The following is an 18,164-nucleotide window of genomic DNA, read 5'->3' as shown; positions in this document are numbered from 1 at the left end:
GGCTCGTCGGCGCATCGGGTCTCAGTCGCGTCGGGGGCGTGTCGCCGCGCGGAGTACGTCGCGGTTGAGGCGGCCGATCGTCTCGAGTGGGATGCCCTTGGGGCAGACGGCGGTGCACTCTCCGGAGTTGGTGCAGCCGCCGAAGCCGAGGTCGTCGTGGGTGGCGACCATGTCGAGGGCGCGGTCGTGCCGTTCCGGCTGTCCCTGCGGCAGCAGGGACAGGTGCGTGGTCTTGGCGGCGGTGAACAGCATCGCCGAGCCGTTCGGGCAGGCGGCGACACACGCGCCGCACCCAATGCAGGCCGCGGCCTCGAACGCCGTGTCCGCGTCGGCCTTCGGCACCGGGACGGCGTGGGCGTCCGGGGCGCTGCCGGTCGGCGTGCTGATGTAGCCGCCCGCCTCGATGATCCGGTCGAACGCGGAACGGTCCACGACGAGGTCCCGCACCACCGGGAACGGGCGTGCCCGCCACGGCTCGACGGTGATCGTCTCGCCGTCGGCGAAGGCGCGCATGTGCAGCTGACACGTCGTGGTCGCGCGGGACGGCCCGTGCGCGACGCCGTTGATCATCATGCCGCACATCCCGCAGATGCCCTCGCGGCAGTCGTGGTCGAACGCCACCGGCTCCTCGCCCTCGGCGATCAGCCGCTCGTTCAGCACGTCCAGCATCTCCAGGAACGACATGTCCGGCGTGACGTCGTCCACGGTGTACTCGCGCAGGCCGCCTTCGGCGGACTCGTCGTCCTGACGCCAGATGCGCAGGGTGAACCTCACCGGTAGCTCCTCCTGCTCGGGGTGACGTCGGCGAACCGCAGCTCCTCGCGGTGCAGCACCGGCGGCGACGCGTACTCCCACGCGGCGACGTAGCCGAACTCGGCGTCGTCCCGCGCCGCCTCGCCGTCGGGTGCCTGGCTCTCGGTCCGGAAGTGGCCTCCGCAGGACTCCGTGCGGTGCAGGGCGTCGACGCACATCAGCTCGGCCAGCTCCAGGAAGTCCGCGACCCGGCCGGCCTTCTCGAGCGACTGGTTGAGACTGTCGCCGGTGCCGAGGACACGCACCCGCCGCCAGAACTCCGCACGCAGCGACGGGATCCGCGACAACGCCTTGCGCAGCCCGGAATCCGACCGTTCCATCCCGCAGTGGTCCCACATGAGCTGGCCCAGCTCGCGGTGGAAGTCGTCCGGCGACCGGTCGCCGGCCACCGCCAACAGACGGTCCACCCGCGACCGGACGTCGCTCTCCACCCCGGCGATCGCCTCCCCGGACACCGTCGGGAAAGGACCGTCGGCGAGGTAGTCGCCGATCGTGTTGGGAAGTATGAAGTACCCGTCCGCCAGGCCCTGCATCAGCGCGGAGGCACCGAGCCGGTTCGCGCCGTGGTCGGAGAAGTTGGCCTCACCGATGACGAACAGGCCCGGGATGGAGCTCTGCAGGTCGTAGTCCACCCAGAGGCCGCCCATCGTGTAGTGCACGGCCGGGTAGATCCGCATCGGCACCCGGTACGGGTCCTCGCCGGTGATCCGCTCGTACATCTCGAACAGGTTGCCGTACTTCGCCGCCACGGCGGGCTTTCCCGTGCGTTCGATGGCGTCGGCGAAGTCCAGGTACACGCCGAGCGCGCCGGGACCGACACCGTGTCCCGAGTCGCAGATGTGTTTGGCCGCACGGGACGCGATGTCGCGCGGCACGAGGTTGCCGAAACTGGGGTACATCCGCTCCAGGTAGTAGTCGCGTGCGTCCTCGGGAATCTGGTGCGGCTGCCGCGAGTCACCCGCGATGCGCGGCACCCAGACCCGCCCGTCGTTGCGCAGCGACTCGCTCATCAGCGTCAGCTTCGACTGGTGCGTGCCGCTCACCGGGATGCAGGTCGGGTGGATCTGCGTGAAGCACGGGTTGGCGAACAGCGCGCCGCGGCGGTGCGCACGCCAGATCGCGGTGGCGTTGCAGCCCTTCGCGTTCGTGGACAGGTGGAAGACGTTGCCGTAGCCGCCGGTGGCCAGCACGACCGCGTCCGCCAGGTGCGTGGTCACCTCGCCGGTGACCAGGTCGCGAGCCACGATCCCGCGTGCCCGGCCGTCGTCGACGACGAGGTCCAGCATCTCGGTCCTCGGGTGCATCTCGACGCCTCCGGCGTGGATCTGCCTCGCCAGCGCCTGGTAGGCGCCGAGCAGCAGTTGCTGGCCGGTCTGCCCCCGGGCGTAGAAGGTGCGCGCGACCTGCGCGCCGCCGAAGGACCGGGTGTCCAGCAGCCCGCCGTACTCACGGGCGAACGGCACGCCCTGCGCGACGCACTGGTCGATGATCTCGACGCTCACCTCGGCCAGCCGGTACACATTGGACTCACGGGACCGGAAGTCGCCGCCCTTGACCGTGTCGTAGAACAGCCGGAAGACGCTGTCGCCGTCGTTGCGGTAGTTCTTGGCCGCGTTGATCCCGCCCTGCGCGGCGATACTGTGTGCCCGGCGCGGGCTGTCCTGGTAGCAGAACGAGATGACGTGGTAGCCCAGCTCCGCCAGGGTCGCGGCCGCCGAGCCGCCGGCGAGGCCGGTGCCGACCACGATCACGGTCAGCTTGCGCTTGTTCGCCGGGTTGACCAGCCGGGCGGTGAACCTCCGCCGCTCCCAACGCTTCTCGATCGGACCGTCGGGAACCTTGGTGTCCACGATGGAGTCACCGGTCACGTACATGTGCTATCCAACCAATCCGGTGAGCACGGCGAAGGGAACGGACAGGAAGCCGACGGTGATCGCGCCCGCGACGCCGGCCGAGACCGCCTGGATCCGCCGCCGGCGGGCCGCGGTGGACGCGCCGAGCGACTGCAGCGCGCTCCACAGCCCGTGCCGGATGTGAAACCCGAGCGCGACAACGGCGAGTGCGTAGAACAGGGTGACGTACCAGTGCTGGAAGTCGGCGATGACGTTGTCGTACACGGCGAGGTGGACGCCGTTCGGGTTGAGCACCCCGGCCGTCAGGTCGAGGACGTGGTAGACCACGAACAGCGCCAGGATCACGCCGCCCCAACGCATCGTGCGGGCCGCGTAGCTGCCCTGGACCTTGCGGCGGTGCTGGTAGCCGCCCGGGCTGGTGGCCCGGTGTGCCCGCCGCGCCAGCTGGATGGCGGCCGTCATGTGCAGCACCACGCAGAGGACCAGGCCCACCCGCACGATCCAGACGAACCCCGCGTAGCCGAGCGCGCCGTCGAGGACGGTGCGCAGCCAGACGGCGTACGAGTCGATGCTGTCGCGACCGAGGAAGATCCTCAGGTTCGCCAGCATGTGCACCACGACGTACAGCAGCATCAGCAGGCCGGTCACGCCCATCACGGCCTTCTTGCCGACCGTGGTGGACCAGATCCCGCGCCGGGTCACTTCGAGCACCCGGCCAGTAGAGGCCCGCGCTGTCGAGTCGTCCAATGTATCGAAACGCTGAAGTCGATAGACTCAGGCTATGGAGCGAACCGACCGGCTGACCTTGCAGCAGCTCAGGTACTTCCTCGCGGTCGCCGAGACGAGGCACTTCACGAAGGCCGCGGAGCTGGTTCGTGTGGCGCAGCCCTCACTGTCCAAGCAGATCCAGGGGCTGGAGGCCGATCTCGGCGCGCCGCTGTTCAGCCGGGTGCGCGGCAACGTGACGCTGACCGCGGCGGGGGAGACACTGCTGCCCGTGGCCCACCGCATCCTGGCCGACGTCGACGTCGCCCGCCTGGCGGTTGGCGAGCTGGTCGGACTGCGGCGCGGCCGCGTACGAGTGGGCGCGACGCCGAGCCTGTGCGTCAGCGTGTTCGCCGACGTGCTCCGGACCTACCACGATCGGTACCCCGGGATCCGGCTGCTGGTCGAGGAGGGCGGCTCGCGGGACCTGTCCGCGTCGCTGGTCCACGGCGACCTGGACCTGGCGCTGGTCATCGTCCCTCCCGAGGGCACCGACCCGGCGCTGACCACCCGGGTCGTGCTGAGGGAGGACCTGGTCGTCGCGTCGGCAGCGAACCGCCCGCCGCTGGTGAACCGCCCGGCGATCCGGTTGGTCAACCTCCGCGACCGCCCGATGGTGATGTTCCGCCGCGGCTACGACCTGCGGGAGACGACCCTGCAGGCCTGCCGGGCGGTGGGCTACGAGCCGAGGCTGGCGGTCGAGGGCGGCGAGATGGACGCCGTGCTGCGGTTCGTCGAGGCCGGGCTGGGCGTGGCCATCGTGCCGAGCATGGTGCTCGCCGGCCGGCCGGGGCTGCGTGGCACCCCGATCGCACCGCCGGGTCTGCGCCGCACCATCGCGTTGGCCCACCGCACCGACGTGCCGCCGACGAACGCCGCCAAGGCCTTCAGCGACGTCCTGCTGGACTACCTCGCGACGAAGGCGCCACGCGACTAGCACCGACCAGAAGGAGCGGCGCGCCATTCCCCTCCCACTTCAACATATAGCTCACCCCGGGGCTTGTGGCAAGACCCGGGTCGTGCCGCAGAATTGCTGACCGGAAGGCTGTGACCAGGGGAAACGGGGATCCGGAAGTGCGTGTTCTGTTGACGGCGTGGGGGTCGCGCGGGGATGTCGAACCGCTGGCCGGGCTCGCGGTGGCGTTGCGGGAGATCGGCGCGGAGGCGTTGGTGGCCGCGCCGCCCGACGAGGACTTCGTGACGCTGCTGGCCCGTGCCGGCGTGCCGTTGGTGCCGCTGGGCCCGACGGTGCGTTCGGTGGTCGCCCGGCCGAAGCCACCGGACGCGCGGGCCGCGTTCCGGCTCGCGCCCGAGCTGGTCGCGGCGCGGTTCGAGGTGCTCGGCGCGGCGGCGCGGGGATGCGACGCGCTGCTGGCGACCGGCCTGATGCCGGCCGGCGCGCGGGACGTGGCCGAGAAGCTGGGCATCCCTTACGTGCTCGCGTGTTTCCACACCATGGGACTGCCCTCGCGGCACTTCCGCCCGGGGAGGCGGCCGGGCACGCCGTCCCCGGCGGACGAGACCGACCTCCGGGTGCTGTGGAAGCAGGACGCCCAGCGGGTGAACGACCTGTACGGTCCGGCGCTCAACAGCCATCGGGCGGCGATCGGCCTGCCGCCGGTGGCCGACGTGCGCGACCACGTATTCACCGGCCGGCCGTGGCTGGCGGCGGATCCGGTGCTGTGGCCCTCGAAGGGCATGACCGAGCTCGACGTCGTGCAGACCGGGGCATGGCTCCTGCCCGACGACCGCCCGCTCCCCGGCGAGCTGGCGTCGTTCCTGGACGCCGGTGCACCACCGGTGTACGTGGGCTTCGGCAGCATGGCCGCGTACGTCGCGGCCGACATGGCCCGGGTGGCCGTCGAGGCCACCCGGGCGCGGGGCCGCCGGGTCCTGCTGGCCCGCGGCTGGGCCGGCCTGTCCGCGATCGACGACGCCGAGGACTGTTTCGTGGCCGGCGAGGTCAACCAGCAGGCACTGTTCCCCCGGGTGGCCGCCGTCGTGCACCACGGCGGCGCGGGCACCACGACGACGGCCGCGCGGGCCGGCGCGCCGCAGGTGGTCGTGCCCCAGGTCGCGGACCAGCCGTACTGGGCCGCCCGCGTGGCGGAGCTGGGCATCGGCGTGGCACACGAGGGCGCCACGCCGACCGTCGACTCCCTGTCCGCCGCGCTCGCCGCGGCCCTCGCCCCCGAGACCCGGACACGGGCCAGGACCGTGGCCGGCACGATCCGGCCCGACGGGGCGGCGGTGGCCGCGAAGCTGCTCCTCGACCTGGCCGGCCGGTAGCGGATTTCTAGGCCGCCGTGTGTGCCAGCCAGTGGTCGGCCAGGCCGCGGTCGCCGGTGACGGTGACCTGGCCGGCCGGCAGCCGCCGGGTGAGCACGAGCAGCAGGTCGTCGACGGGACCGGTCAGCGTCACGTCAGCGGTGGCCGTGGCACGTGCCCACCGCACGCCCTCGGGGACGCGGGTGATCAGCCAGCCCGTGCCGGTGTCGGGGCGGAGCTGGAGGGTCTGGCCGGTGCCGCGCAGCTGGTCGAAGCCCGGCTTGATCGACGGCGTGACCGGGTCGGACAGCACCTCCAGCCACTCGCTGATCGCGTCGGCCGCGAGGTCCGGCGCGACCTCGAACGCGGCACCCGTGGCGAGCGCCGCGTCCGCGTGGTGCACGGTGGTGTCGTGGGCCATCCGGCGCAGCCAGAACGTCGCCGGCCGCGGCCCGAAGAACGTCCACACCGGACGGTCGCCGGCGGACGCCACCGCGCCGGCGAGGTTCGCCGCGCCCTCGTGCAGCCAGCCGGACCACTCCCCGGGGGCGCCGGGGTCCGCCGCCAACGGGTCCGGCACCGGGGTCGGTCCGGACGCGACGATGCTCGCCGCCCAGCGGTGTGCCTGGCCGATGTGTCCGACCAGGACCCGCAGCGGCCACTCCGGACACGTGGGCACCGGCGCGTCCGGGTCGGCGCCGGCCACCGCCTTCGCGAACCTGGCGGTGTGCTCGCGCAGTCCCTCGGCAAGTCGTGCGTTCTCCATGGCCGTAACGTAGGAACTCCAGCCGGCTGGAGGTTCGACCGTTGGTGACCGGAGACACACTCGGGATCGGCGACCTGGCACGTCGCACCGGCGTGCCGGTGCGCACCATCCGCTTCTACTGCGACGAGGGGCTCCTGGAGCCCGCGCGCAGCGCCGGCGGGCACCGCCGGTTCGACGCGGCCACGGTCGACCGGCTGACCATGGTCCGGCGGCTGCGTGCGCTGGGGTTGGGCCTGCGGTCGATCACCGACGTCCTCGCCGGCCGGCGTTCGCTCGACGACGCCGTGGCCGCCGAGCGCGCCGCGCTCGACCGCGAGGTCGCGACGCTGGCCTGGCGGCGCTCGGTGCTCCGCGCGGTCGAGGAGGTGTCCCCGGCCGACCGCGCCACCCGGCTCGAACTGCTGTCCGCGGTGCAGGACGGGTTCGCCGCACACGACACCCTCGTGCGCCTGTGGCACCCGATGACGACCGGCCCGATCCCGTCGGACACCGCGGCCATGTTCCTCGACATCAGCGCGCCGCGGCCACCGGAGCTGCCCACCCCGGCGCAGGTCGTCGCGTACGCCGAGCTGGTGCTGCTGGCCGCCGACCGGGGAATGGCCACCCGGCTGCGGGCCAGCACGCTCGTCAACCACGACCGGATCGCCGACCTCGGCGCACTCCACGCCGCCGTCGCCGAGGCATGCGTGCTGGCGTTCCCCCAGGTGACGGCCGGCGCCCGGCCGGCGCCGGGGCCCGCACTCGACCGGTTCGTCGCGGCCCACGCCGCCGCGCTCGGCGCCGCCGACTCCCCGGAGTTCCGGCACGCCCTGAACCACCGCACCGCCGCCGACCGGCACCCGCGGTTGCGCCGCTACTGGCACCTCACCGGCGAGATCACCGGCGAGGCCGCACCGGTCGGCGTCACGCACACCTGGCTGCTGGACGCCCTGGACCACTCGGTCAGCTGAGCTTCGTGTTGGGCGTGGTGCGTACCTGGCCCTACCGGGCGTGGAAGCCCGGTAGGCTGCGCGAATGACTGGGGCGAAGTCGATTCGCGTGCTCGACAGAAGACGGACGACCGCCGTGGTCGGCGCCGTAATCGTTCTGGGGCTGGCCGTCGCGGCCGCGTTTCTCTCCAACGGGGCCTTGATGTCCGTGTCGAGGTACACGTTCGCCGAGCCCTGCCCGTCCGGCGCGCCGTCGTCCGGCTGCCTCGCCACCCTGCCGGCCCACGTCGTCACCACCTGGGACGACTACGGCGAAGGCGAGCCGTACGAACGGCAGCTCGGGCTCGACGTCCCGGACGCTCCCGCCGACACGCCAACCAACCCGTACGACGGCACGGTCATGGCCTGGCTGACCATCACCGAGGCCGAGCGGCTGGGCATCCCCGACGACACCACCGGCGACGCCAAGATCACGGTGACCATGTTCGACACCGTGGTCGTCGACATCACCGGCCCCCACGGCGAGCGTGCCGAGACCCGGGGCGTCGTGCGACCGGCCGCCGCGGCTCTCGAGCTCGCCATGTGGAGCCTGGCCGTCGCACTCGTGATCGGCGTCGCCGGGTACGTCCGCCGCCGGCTGACGGGGCGTCGCGCGGCATGGCTGTGGCCCACGCTCGCGGCGGTGGGCGGCGGGCTGCTCATCGGCATGACGGCCGTGCTGGCCACCGGCACGCTGTGGGCGTTCGCCGCCGCCTACGTGGTGATGGCCGTCGTGGTGGCCACCCTGACCACGCGGATCTCGGCCCAACCGGTCGTGGCCGGCGAGGTGGCAAAGCCGCACCAACATCGGCTTCCACTCGCGTGACCTCCAGCGGCCCAGGAACCGCACCTGGACATCAACCCGGCCGGCCTGCCTGCGACCTCGATCTTGACGGGGCGGTCACCGGCGACAAGCGTGACGGGAATGGCGAAGCTCCTGTCCGTGAACGTCGGGATGCCGAAGGATGTGGCCTGGCAGGGCCGGACCGTGCACACCGGCGTGTGGAAGTACCCCGTGACCGGCCCGCGGATGGCCCGCCGCCTGAACATCGACGGGGACGGCCAGGGTGACCTGGGCGGGCACGGCGGCGAGCAGCGGGCCGTGCTGGTCTACCAGCTCGACTCGTACCGGCACTGGCGACGCCACTTCGGCCGGGACCTGGACTACGGCCAGTTCGGCGAGAACCTGACCGTCGACGGCCTGCCGGACGACGAGGTGTGCATCGGCGACCGGTACCGGATCGGCGAGGCGGAGTTCGAGGTGACCCAGCCGCGGGTCACGTGTTACCGGGTGGGCATGCGGATGGGGGAGCCCGAGCTGCCGGCGCTGCTGGTCAGCCACCACCGGCCCGGTTTCTACCTGCGGGTGGTCGCCGAGGGCCGGGTGCGGGCCGGGGACCCGATCACCAGGACACGTTCCGGTCCGCACGCGCTCACGGTGGCCGAGGCCGACGCGCTGCTGTACCTGCCCGGCCGCGACCCGGCCCGGCTGCGTGCCGCCACGGACATCCTGGCGCTCAGTCCCGGCTGGCAGGGGTCGTTCCGAGACCTGTTGGCCGGCGCGTCGGCCGCCGAGCCGGCGTGGGCCGGGTTCCGGCCGCTGCACGTGACCAGGGTGGTGCCCGAGACAGAGACCGTGTCGTCGATCTACCTGTCCGCGCCGGACGGGAGCCCGCTGCCGGCCGCTTCCGCCGGCCAGTACCTGACGTTCCGGCTCCCCGGGGCGGTGCGGAGCTACTCGCTTTCGTCCGTGCCGGACGGCGGCTACCGGGTCAGCGTCAAGCGGGAGGGCGCGGCGAGCGCGTACCTGACCGGCGTGCGGCCCGGCGCGATCCTGGAGGTGGCGGCGCCACGCGGCGACTTCGTCCTGACCGACGGCACCGAACCCGTGGTGCTCGTCTCGGCGGGCATCGGCGTCACCCCGGTGCTGGCGATGCTGCATCAGCTGGCGGCGCAGGGGAGTGACCGGGAGATCTGGTGGCTGCACGGCGCCCGCGAGCCACGTGAGCATGCCATGGCCGCGGAGGCGCACGCGTTGCTCGCGTCGCTGCCGCACGCGCGGGAGCACGTGTTCTACAGCGCCACGACCGGCCGGCTGGACGAGGCCGTGCTGACCGCACTGGCCGTGCCGGCCGACGCGAGCGCGTACGTCTGCGGCCCGGCGGCGTTCATGGCCGACATGCGGGAGGCGTTGACCGCGCGGGGCCTCACGCGGGTCCACACGGAGCTGTTCGGCGTGCTGCCGTCACTCAACCCCGGGGTGACCGGCGTGCCCGCCCGGCCGCCGCACCAGCCGGCCGAGGTCGGCACCGGGCCGCTGGTGACGTTCGCGCGGAGCGGCGTCTCGACCCCGTCCGGCACCGGGAGCCTCCTGGAGCTCGCGGAGGCGTGCGACGTCCCGGCCCGGTGGAGCTGCCGGACCGGCGTGTGCCACAACTGCGTGACCCCGTTGCTGTCCGGGGAGATCACGTACTCGCCCGCCCCGCTGGAACCCCCGGCCGAGGGGCAGGTGCTCATCTGCTGTGCCCGCCCCGGCACCGACGTCGTCCTCGACATGTGACCGGCCGGCGGCACCCGGGTCACGCGAGAGACCGTTCGGCGGGGATCCTGATCGCGGGCAGCACGAACGGGATGTAGGCGAGGCCGAGCGGGTTTCCCTGGTTCAGCAAGGAGATCCGGGCGTCCCGGACCGCGGTGCCGATCGGGACGCCGGCGGTCAGGAACCGGCGGAGGCAGTCCTCGGCGAAGGGGCGGGCCAGCTCCTCGAAGACGGTGATCTCGGTGCCGATGACACCACAGGCCTGCGCGTCCTCGACGAAGAAGCTGACGAAGTCGATGGCGCGGTCCGGGTCGAGGTCGGTGGTCCGGCAGCCGTTGAGGAAGACCAGCGGCCGGGAACGCGGCCAGTGCACGCGTGCGTGGTACAGGTTGTCCGGGGTGATCACCGGGTCGGTGTTGCCTCGGCCGACCCGCAGGTACGGCACGGTGCCGGCGACGCCGCCGTGACAGTAGAAGTACACGACCTGTGGTTCGCTGGTGCTCAGCTCGTGCAGTGTGTCGGCACGGTTCTCGGTGAGCCGCCAACCCATGCCGGGCAACAGGTGCCGCAGTACGGCGCAGTGGTCGTCGACCTGTTGGAAGTCCCGGTACAGCCCGGCGGTGGCCAGCATCGGCGCGCGCACGGGCAGGGTGACCGGGACACCGGCCGCGCCGCCGAGTGACACGGGCAGCCCCAACGCGTGCCGGAAACCCCAGAACCCGCCGGGGCACACGACTTCCGGCGATGGCCGGGCGGCCTGGCGGCACGCCCCGCGCACGCACGAGAGCGGCCGGCCGTGCGTGAGGTCGGCGAAGAAGTCCGGGCAGAGCGTGAGGCGGGTGGCGTTGGTGTCGAGCGGGAGGTCGTACAGGAGCGCGGCGGGCAGGACGTGCTGGGCGGACTCCTTCAACGCGATCTGCACGTAGCCCGGGTTCCGCAACGCGTTGGCGAGCCGGTCGCCCATGGCGTACGCGCCGGTGCCGGCGCCGCGACCCATGCCGCGCAGGAGCAGGTGGTGCAGCCGGTAGCCGTTGACGGCCAGGAGGGCGAGGTCGCCGGCGAGCTGGCCGATGGGCGGCTGGTGGCGGTAGCGGTAGGACTTGCCGGGGCGCCAGGGTTCGTCGTCACCCCAGGCGACGCGGCGCAGGGCGCCGCGGGCGAGCTGGATCTGGTTGGTGAGCTGGCCTTCGGCGAGGGTGGCCTCGGCACGCAGCAGCTCGCGGCCGTCGTGGGCCACGATCCGGAGTGCGTGGGTGCCTCCGCTGTCGTCGTTGAGCTGGATGCTGGCGGTGTGCGCGGGAAGCTCGGCGAGCTGGCCGAGGTCGGCGGGGTCGGCGAGCCGGTAGTCCATTGTGGACGACAGGGCGTCGGGCCGGTTCGTTGGTGTCGCGGTGACGTGGGCGGTCACGACGCGGGACTGGAGGAGGACCTGTCGCCAGTAGAGGTTGCACCGCAGCCGCGCGGCGCCGGGGTGGGCGGGGGTGGTGACGGGGAGGAAGATCGGGGATGCCGTGCGGTCCGGCCGCATCCGCAGGAAGGCGACGGCGTTGGCCGGATCGACACCGAGCCCGTCCGGGAACCCGAACAGCGCGACGGTGATGATCGCGTCCGGCGGGAGCTGCGTGGGCAGCGGCGCGGGGGCGGTCTCGATCGTCGCGGCCGAGCGCGGCCCGAGGTCCAGCCAGAACAGGTACTGCCGTCCCACGCTGAGGGTCGTGTCCCGGGGGAGCGGCCGGGCGATCTCGTCCGCCTCGGCGAACCCGGTGTTGACCACGTGCTCGCCGTCTGCCGGCGCCCGGCCCCCGGGCGTCGTGGTCGGTGGCGTGGCTTCGGCATGAGCGGGCTCGCGCGGCCAGTCCTCGCCGATGACCGGCGGAGCGGTGACCCCGTCCTTGCCGAAGACATTGTCCGGATCGTCGTCGACGAGGAAGCCCGGATGCCGGTGCTCGTCCTCGCCGCTACTGCCTCGACTGACCCAACCGGCCCCGCTGCCTGACTGGGGCGGGGCGGGGCGCCTCTCGTCCGGAGGAGCGGCATGGGTCGCCATGCCACGAGTGTCGCCGTCGGACGCCGCGTCCGGACCGGTGCCCACGTAGACCTGCGCCAGCGGCTGGAAGTCGCCGGCGATGACCGACACCCAGGCCAGGGTCCGGCCGTGGCGGGTGCTCGGCACCCGCAGACGCAGGTGGTACTCGCGAGTCTCGTCCTGCCACTGCCCGGTGGGGTAGTAGTTGGTCAGGCCGAGTCCCTGGCGCTTGGTGGGCGTGGCCGTGTCCGGCACGGTCTGCCCGAGGAACTCGACGGTCACGCCGGCGGCGACGGGTTGGACGCGAAGATCGACCTCGACCGGCGCCGCTTCGTGGGCCGTGACGCGGAGGACCGCGTGGAACACGTCCCCCTCCAGCCAACCGCGGACGACGTCGATGGTGAACGACGGCACGGAAGCCATGGCCTACCGCCGAAGCCCGCCGGCCGTGTCCTCACCCATCGCGCCGCTGTCCGGCCCCGGCACGAGCACCTCACCGTCGGCGGGCGGCCTGCGCCGCCCGTCGATGAAGAAGTCGACACCGAAGTTGGCGGACTTGCGCACCAGGAGGAACAGCACGGTCAGGTAACCGAAGAACCCGCAGAACAACCCGACCCCGTAGGCGCCGAAGAGGTCACTCCCGGCGGGGAACACGGCGAGCAGCGTGCCCCCGCCAACCGCCCCGATCACCGTGACGAGGTCCGACAACCGCACGGCCCCGTCCCGATGCCGGTTGATGTAGTACAGGTACCAGCCCACGACCATGCCGAACAAGAAGGCGCCCACCAACTGCAGCGCACTGGCCTCCTGCGCATCGGACGCCACCGTGGCGAGCGACAACTCGAACCTCCATTACTCGCGACCCCGCACCGACGAGCCTGCCAGCCACCGCTGCCACCCGGCATACGCCCCCACGAAAACCACCGTGGCAGCGGCGAAAAGGCACAAACCGGCCGCCCCCGCGCCCACCGCCGCCACACCGGCCGGTGCCAGGCTCGCGACTCCGAGCGTCACGGTGGCGCGGCGTCGCGGACCCGCCAGCCAGGCCATCGCCACCAGCCAGCCCCACACCGCCCCGGTCCCGGCGGCACCCAGCATCGCGGCCCCCACGGCACCCAGCATCCCATCCTCAGTCGCACGCCGGTACGGCACATGGCTCAGCGGCGGCGATTCACAAGCCGCACTAGTGTCCCGCGCCGGGAATGCGGTGATTAAGTCGGTGGATCCAGGTTTCTGCTGGCAAGACGCGGGTTCGTCCTCGTACTGGGTCGTACTTGGGCGAACCGGCAACGCCGCCAGCAGGAAGCTGGGCCGCCGAATTAGTTGCCTGATTTCCGGCGCGGGACACTAGCGGAGCCGCGCGGCCCGCCCACGCAGCTCCGCGTGAATCCCGCGGTAGGCGGCCGCCGCGGGCACGAGCGACTTGGGAATCTTGCTCGTCACCGTGTAGATCGGGTTGCACACCTGTGCCACCGGCGCGAGCGCCGCCTGCGCGACGATCTGGTAGGCGTCCATCCGGTCGACCCCGCACAGCTCCGACAGCCACCCCGTCATGTCCACCTGCGCGACCCGGTACGCGTTCTCCAGCGGCGTGGCCGCGCCGACGGACATCAGGTACGCGTCCGACTCCAACCGCGGCCAGGGCGTCGCCATCCCCGGGACCAGCTCCACGATCACCACCGTGTTCATCGCGACCTCGACGCCGGTCCCGCACGCCTCACCCTCGCCCTGACGCGCATGCCCGTCCCCCAGCGAGAACAACGCACCCTCGACGTTCACCCCGAAGTACGCCGTCACCCCTGCCCGCATCTCCGGCGTGTCCAGGTTGCCCCCGTGGGCGTCCGGCACCAGCGACGACCGCGCCTCCAGCGCGCCGGGCGCCACGCCCACCGTCCCGTGCATGGGATCCATCGGCAGGTCGAACGTCAGGTCCGCGCTCTTCGCGTGGTAGGTCACCGTGCGGCGGGCGTTGTCCAGCTCGTAGAGCCACACCAGCTCCGGCAACGCCTCCTGCAGCGACGCGGTGTGCGCGTCGGAGGTCAGTGCCCCGAAGAACGGGACGGTCGTCGCCGCGCCGGTGTCGCGGGCGGGTTCGATCGACACGAAGTGCAGTGCCAGCGTGTCACCCGGCCGGGCACCGTCCACATAGAACGGTCCGGTCTGCGGGTTGAGGAACGGGAACTCGCACACCCGCGACACGAGGTCCCGCTCGGTGCGGACCTTGCCGGCGAAGCAGTCCTCCGTCCACACCTGCAACACGTCGCCGGGCCTGACCTCGCGTACGGGCGCCGCGCCGCCGAACGTCCATGCGAACTCCCCGGGCTCAGGCCGGTACTCGATGACCTTCACGCGACCTCCTCCACAGCAGCACGGTCATGACGACGAGCCCGATCGCCAGCCAGCCCAGTCCGACGGCCTGCGCGGCGACCTTCGCCTCGACCACCACGTAGCCGAGGATGGCTATGCCGCACAACGGAACCACCAGGTGCCGAAGGTAGTCCCGGCTGCGCTGCCGGACGAGGTGGTGCACGATCACGGACACGTGCAGCAGCAGGAACGCCGTCAGCGCACCGAAGTTCACCAGCGCGGTGAGCAGCGCGACGCCGTTGTCCGCCCGCAGCGTCAGGCCGCCACCGACCAGGACGGAGATCGCCGCGACCAGGAAGGTGGCCCGCTCCGGCACCTGGTGGCCGGGGTGGACCTTCGCGAGGAAGCGCGGCAGCTGGCGGTCGCGGGCCATCGAGTACAGCAACCGGGACGTCGCGGCCTGTGCGACCAGCGCGTCCGCGAACCCCCAGGCCATGGCGGTCGTCACGGCGGTCAGCACGTAGAGCCAGTGCCCGCCGGCGTGCTCGGCCGCGTCGTAGAAGGCGGTGCCGGCCGTGTCGCCCTCGGACAGCAGGCGTTCCCGGTCGGGCACGAGGAGCGCGGCGACCCATGTCTGGACGACGAACAGCACGGCCACGACCAGCAGCGACAGCACGGTCGCCCGCGCGACCTGGTTGCCGGTCTCGCGGCTCTCCTCCGAGAGCGTGGAGATCGCGTCGAAGCCGAGGAAGCTCAGCGCGGCGAGCGAGACCGCGCCGAAGACCAGGCCGACGGAGAACGTGCCCGAGTCGTAGAGCGGCGACCACGTGTCCCCGGTGCTCCTGCCGTCCGCGAGGGCGACGACCCCGACGACGAGGAAGATCACGAGCACGACGAGCTCGACGACGAGCATGACCCGGTTGGTGCGTGCGGTGAGCTCGATGCCGAAGTAGTTGATGACCGTGTTGAGGACGATGAACCCGAGCACCCAGACCACGACGGGGATCCCCGGCACGAAGGCGTTCATCGCGATGCCGGAGATGATGTAGAGCAGGGCGGGGACGAGGATGTAGTCGAGGAGGATCTGCCAGCCCGCGATGAACCCGAACGGGCGCGCGATGCCGCGGCCTGCGTACGCGTAGACGGAGCCGGCCAGCGGGAAGGCCTTGGACATCTGCGCGTACGAGATCGCCGTGAACACCATGCCGACGGCGCCGACCGCGTAGGCCAGCGCCACCATCCCGCCGGCCACCTCGAAGACACTGCCGAATATCCCGAAGGGCGCGATCGGCACCATGAAGATCAGCCCGTAGATCAACAGGTCCCAGAAGGAGAGCGACCGCCTGAGCTCCTGCTGGTACCCGAACCGTTGAATGTCCTGACTGGCATTCCGCTCGGCCATGATCCGATTACAACACCCCGTGGCACCCGGGGAAAGCCCTTGGGAGCCGACTCAGCACTACTAGCAGCCGGGGGAGCCGTCGAACGTGCTGCACGTGTCCTGGTTGTACGGGGCCGCCTGCCACGCCGCGATCGACAGCGTCCGCGACGCGTCGTGGGCGACGAACGTCCACGGCCCGTAGTACTGGTTGTCCGACCACTGGTTGCCCTGGTGGAACGTGATCGCCTCCGGCACCGTCCACGCCTTGTACGGCGACCAGTCCGGGTAGGTCCCGTAGTTGGACAGCACGGCCATCCGCCCGCACAGCGACCGGCAGCCCGGCGTCTCCGAGTCGAACTCGAACGTGTTCTCCCGCACCAGGACCCGCTGCGTCTTCCAGCGGCAGTCGTCGAACAGCGGCGCCGTCGCGATCCCCGGCTGGGCACACGACGCGACCGCCGGCGCCACCGGGGTGCACGACAGCGACGACGTGTTCGCCGGGCTGTTGCAGAACCGGTCCGCGTTCTCCCACAACGTGATCCCCGACCAGTTGTCGGTGAAGTAGTTCCCGCGGATGTCGATCAGGTTGGTGCGCGCCGCCAGCCGCGGCTCGCCGCCGGACTCGCTAATGTACACCGCCGCCACCGGGAAGTTGTCGCCCTTCTCGGCACGCCGCTGGCCGTACGGCAGAGCGTTGCGCCGGAACGTGTTGCCGCTGAGCGACAGGTTGTACGACAGCTCGTAGAACAGACCCTCGTTGGCGTTGTCCTCGATCAGGTTGCCCTCGACGACGAAGTCGTTGTTGTTCGTGTCGGCCCAGATTCCCGCGCCGTGGTTGTGGTGCACCCAGTTGTCCCGGATGTCCGCGCCGTCGACCGACCAGAACTTCGCGCCGCCGGTGCAGCCACAACCCGGCACCCTGGTTTCCCAGTCACCCGTGTTGTTCCCGGTGATCTCGTTGTCCTCGATCACCAGATCGGTCAGCCCGCCACTGGAACGGTAGGCGTTTATCCCGTACTGCCCGTTGTTCCGCAGGCAGTTTCCGCGCACCACCTGCCCGATTCCCGCCATCATCGCGGCGCCTTCGTTGTCCTCGATGATGTTGTCCTCGACCACCCAGCGCGGCCCGGAGTCATGGTTGACGACGCCCTGGTTCAGCGGCGCGACGAACCCGCGAATGGTGAGGCCGCGGATCACGACGTCGGCCGCCTGCTGGGTGAACGCCGCCTGGTTGATGCGCTGCCCGTCCAGCACCGCGCCGGGCGCGCCGAGATAGACGTCGCCGTCCTTCGGGATCACCTGGCCGAACTGGTCCGACGCCAGCTTGTGCGTGCCGGGGCTCAGCCAGAACGTCGTGCCCGCCGGGCTCGTCCGGGTCAGGGCCGACAGGTCCGTGCCGGGATCGACGGTCACCGCGCCCGAGGGCGGCGACGCCACACCGACCGTGGTGCCGCACACCGCGCGGTCGGACTCGGCCGGCGTCGTCGCCGGTGCGGCGGTCTGCAGAACAATCAGGGAGACAATCAACGGGAACACCCGCCGTGCGCGAGAGAGCATGCCCATGGTGTCGCCGCACGCGGCAATGTCGTTGCAGTGACTTCCATGAATTCTTCGGGGGGAGATCGATAATTCAACCGAAAGAATTTAGAGAGTCAAATCTTTGAAGCTCTCCGCCTGCGACCGAATTGCGATCTCGGTCGGCAGGCGCTCGATCGACGACGCGCCGAAGAAACCCACGACACCCTCGGTGTGGTCCAGCACGTACTGCGCGTCGGCCGGCTCGGCGATCGGCCCGCCGTGGCACAGCACCAGGATGTCCGGGTTCACCGCCACCGCGGCGTCGCGCATCCGCTGCACCGCCGCCGCGGCCTCGTCGAGGGTGAGCGTCGTGCGCGCGCCGATCGTGCCCTTGCTGGTCAGGCCGACGTGCGGCACCAGCACGTCCGCGCCGGCCGCCGCCATCGCCGCGGCCTGGTCGGGGTCGAACGCGTACGGCGCGGTGAACAGGTCCTTCGAGGCGGCCAGCCGGACCATGTCGACCTCGAGGCCGAACCCCATGCCGGTCTCCTCGATGTTCTCCCGGAAGGTTCCGTCGTACAGCCCGACGGTCGGGAAGTTCTGCACGCCGGCGAACCCCAGCCGCGCCAGCTCGTCCAGGAACGGCCCCATGGACCGGAACGGGTCCGTGCCGCAGACCCCGGCCAGCACCGGGGTCCGCCGGACCACGGGCAGCACCTCGCCGGCCATCTCAACCACGATCGCGTTCGCGTCGCCATAGGGCAGCAGGCCGGCCAGCGAGCCGCGGCCGGCCATCCGGTAGCGCCCCGAGTTGTAGACGATCAGCAGGTCGACCCCGCCGGCCTCGGCGGCCTTCGCGGACAGGCCGGTTCCCGCACCGGCGCCCACGATCGGCCTGCCCTCGGCCACGGTCGCGGTCAGCCTCTCCCGAACCTCCGCACGCAGCACGCCAAACCCTCT

General features: G+C 71.7%; 16 protein-coding genes. 5 read left to right on the top strand and 11 right to left on the bottom strand.

Annotation, left to right across the window (positions count from 1 at the left end):
• Positions 1-21: 21 nt before the first annotated feature.
• Genes VET29_RS43770 through VET29_RS43760 form a run of 3 tightly spaced genes read right to left on the bottom strand, consistent with a single transcriptional unit; the run spans position 22 to position 3,377 of the window.
• On the bottom strand, positions 22-774 hold the full coding sequence (locus VET29_RS43770) for a succinate dehydrogenase/fumarate reductase iron-sulfur subunit (RefSeq protein WP_324933467.1): 753 nt from the start codon (positions 772-774) through the stop codon (positions 22-24).
• Positions 771-2,687: a fumarate reductase/succinate dehydrogenase flavoprotein subunit gene (locus VET29_RS43765; protein WP_324933463.1), complete on the bottom strand. Its 1,917-nt coding sequence runs from the start codon at positions 2,685-2,687 to the stop codon at positions 771-773. Before VET29_RS43765 ends, VET29_RS43770 begins: the two co-directional genes overlap by 4 nt.
• Positions 2,688-2,690: 3 nt before the next feature.
• Complete coding sequence (locus tag VET29_RS43760) at positions 2,691-3,377, bottom strand: succinate dehydrogenase cytochrome b subunit (protein ID WP_324933460.1); 687 nt, start codon at positions 3,375-3,377, stop codon at positions 2,691-2,693.
• Between the two features lie 88 nt (positions 3,378-3,465).
• On the opposite strand from VET29_RS43760, the gene VET29_RS43755 reads away from it, so the two are divergent.
• Together VET29_RS43755 and VET29_RS43750 are read left to right on the top strand one after the other, a co-directional pair.
• The gene (locus VET29_RS43755; RefSeq protein WP_414636771.1) at positions 3,466-4,368 is read left to right on the top strand and encodes a LysR family transcriptional regulator; all 903 of its coding nucleotides are present in this window, start codon (positions 3,466-3,468) and stop codon (positions 4,366-4,368) included.
• Between the two features lie 137 nt (positions 4,369-4,505).
• Positions 4,506-5,720, top strand: coding sequence for a glycosyltransferase (locus VET29_RS43750; protein ID WP_324933454.1), 1,215 nt, complete (start codon positions 4,506-4,508; stop codon positions 5,718-5,720).
• A gap of 7 nt (positions 5,721-5,727) precedes the next feature.
• On the opposite strand, the gene VET29_RS43745 is transcribed toward VET29_RS43750, so the two are convergent.
• On the bottom strand, positions 5,728-6,465 hold the full coding sequence (locus VET29_RS43745; RefSeq protein WP_324933452.1) for a maleylpyruvate isomerase family mycothiol-dependent enzyme: 738 nt from the start codon (positions 6,463-6,465) through the stop codon (positions 5,728-5,730).
• 44 nt (positions 6,466-6,509) lie between these two features.
• Here VET29_RS43745 and VET29_RS43740 point away from each other — a divergent pair, with 44 nt between their 5' ends.
• From VET29_RS43740 to VET29_RS43730, 3 genes are all read left to right on the top strand, one after another.
• Positions 6,510-7,415: a MerR family transcriptional regulator gene (locus tag VET29_RS43740; protein WP_324933449.1), complete on the top strand. Its 906-nt coding sequence runs from the start codon at positions 6,510-6,512 to the stop codon at positions 7,413-7,415.
• Between the two features lie 64 nt (positions 7,416-7,479).
• Complete coding sequence (locus VET29_RS43735; protein ID WP_324933445.1) at positions 7,480-8,259, top strand: hypothetical protein; 780 nt, start codon at positions 7,480-7,482, stop codon at positions 8,257-8,259.
• Positions 8,260-8,358: 99 nt separating this feature from the next.
• Complete coding sequence (locus tag VET29_RS43730; protein WP_324933442.1) at positions 8,359-9,993, top strand: MOSC and FAD-binding oxidoreductase domain-containing protein; 1,635 nt, start codon at positions 8,359-8,361, stop codon at positions 9,991-9,993.
• Positions 9,994-10,012: 19 nt separating this feature from the next.
• On the opposite strand, the gene VET29_RS43725 is transcribed toward VET29_RS43730, so the two are convergent.
• The 7 genes from VET29_RS43725 to VET29_RS43695 all read right to left on the bottom strand — a co-directional run bounded on the left by VET29_RS43725 (position 10,013) and on the right by VET29_RS43695 (position 18,152).
• Positions 10,013-12,421: a hypothetical protein gene (locus VET29_RS43725; protein ID WP_324933439.1), complete on the bottom strand. Its 2,409-nt coding sequence runs from the start codon at positions 12,419-12,421 to the stop codon at positions 10,013-10,015.
• Positions 12,422-12,424: 3 nt separating this feature from the next.
• Positions 12,425-12,838: a hypothetical protein gene (locus tag VET29_RS43720; RefSeq protein ID WP_324933436.1), complete on the bottom strand. Its 414-nt coding sequence runs from the start codon at positions 12,836-12,838 to the stop codon at positions 12,425-12,427.
• A 12-nt stretch (positions 12,839-12,850) separates the two neighbouring features.
• Positions 12,851-13,120, bottom strand: a complete 270-nt coding sequence (locus VET29_RS43715) for a hypothetical protein (protein WP_324933433.1) — start codon at positions 13,118-13,120, stop codon at positions 12,851-12,853.
• 225 nt (positions 13,121-13,345) lie between these two features.
• Positions 13,346-14,347, bottom strand: a complete 1,002-nt coding sequence (locus tag VET29_RS43710; RefSeq protein WP_324933430.1) for an acetamidase/formamidase family protein — start codon at positions 14,345-14,347, stop codon at positions 13,346-13,348.
• Positions 14,322-15,707, bottom strand: coding sequence for an APC family permease (locus VET29_RS43705; protein WP_324933427.1), 1,386 nt, complete (start codon positions 15,705-15,707; stop codon positions 14,322-14,324). Before VET29_RS43705 ends, VET29_RS43710 begins: the two co-directional genes overlap by 26 nt.
• Before the next feature lie 60 nt (positions 15,708-15,767).
• On the bottom strand, positions 15,768-17,243 hold the full coding sequence (locus VET29_RS43700) for a right-handed parallel beta-helix repeat-containing protein (RefSeq protein WP_414636767.1): 1,476 nt from the start codon (positions 17,241-17,243) through the stop codon (positions 15,768-15,770).
• 87 nt (positions 17,244-17,330) lie between these two features.
• On the bottom strand, positions 17,331-18,152 hold the full coding sequence (locus tag VET29_RS43695; RefSeq protein WP_324933424.1) for a phosphoenolpyruvate hydrolase family protein: 822 nt from the start codon (positions 18,150-18,152) through the stop codon (positions 17,331-17,333).
• Positions 18,153-18,164 lie beyond the last annotated feature (12 nt).

It is taken from the genome of Actinophytocola sp. (genome assembly GCF_035634895.1).
Classification (GTDB): domain Bacteria; phylum Actinomycetota; class Actinomycetes; order Mycobacteriales; family Pseudonocardiaceae; genus Actinophytocola.
The sequence above is the reverse complement of the archived record's forward strand: the minus strand, read 5'-3'. Positions and strand labels throughout refer to the sequence as shown.

Bases quoted from the DNA above. Each gene is read 5' to 3' on its own strand.
- VET29_RS43705 (WP_324933427.1), bottom strand. From the start codon at position 15,707: ATGGCCGAGCGGAATGCCAGTCAGGACATTCAACGGTTCGGGTACCAG.
- VET29_RS43715 (WP_324933433.1), bottom strand. From the start codon at position 13,120: ATGCTGGGTGCCGTGGGGGCCGCGATGCTGGGTGCCGCCGGGACCGGG.
- VET29_RS43730 (WP_324933442.1), top strand. From the start codon at position 8,359: ATGGCGAAGCTCCTGTCCGTGAACGTCGGGATGCCGAAGGATGTGGCC.
- VET29_RS43745 (WP_324933452.1), bottom strand. From the start codon at position 6,465: ATGGAGAACGCACGACTTGCCGAGGGACTGCGCGAGCACACCGCCAGG.
- VET29_RS43765 (WP_324933463.1), bottom strand. From the start codon at position 2,687: ATGTACGTGACCGGTGACTCCATCGTGGACACCAAGGTTCCCGACGGT.
- VET29_RS43700 (WP_414636767.1), bottom strand. From the start codon at position 17,243: ATGCTCTCTCGCGCACGGCGGGTGTTCCCGTTGATTGTCTCCCTGATT.
- VET29_RS43725 (WP_324933439.1), bottom strand. From the start codon at position 12,421: ATGGCTTCCGTGCCGTCGTTCACCATCGACGTCGTCCGCGGTTGGCTG.
- VET29_RS43735 (WP_324933445.1), top strand. From the start codon at position 7,480: ATGACTGGGGCGAAGTCGATTCGCGTGCTCGACAGAAGACGGACGACC.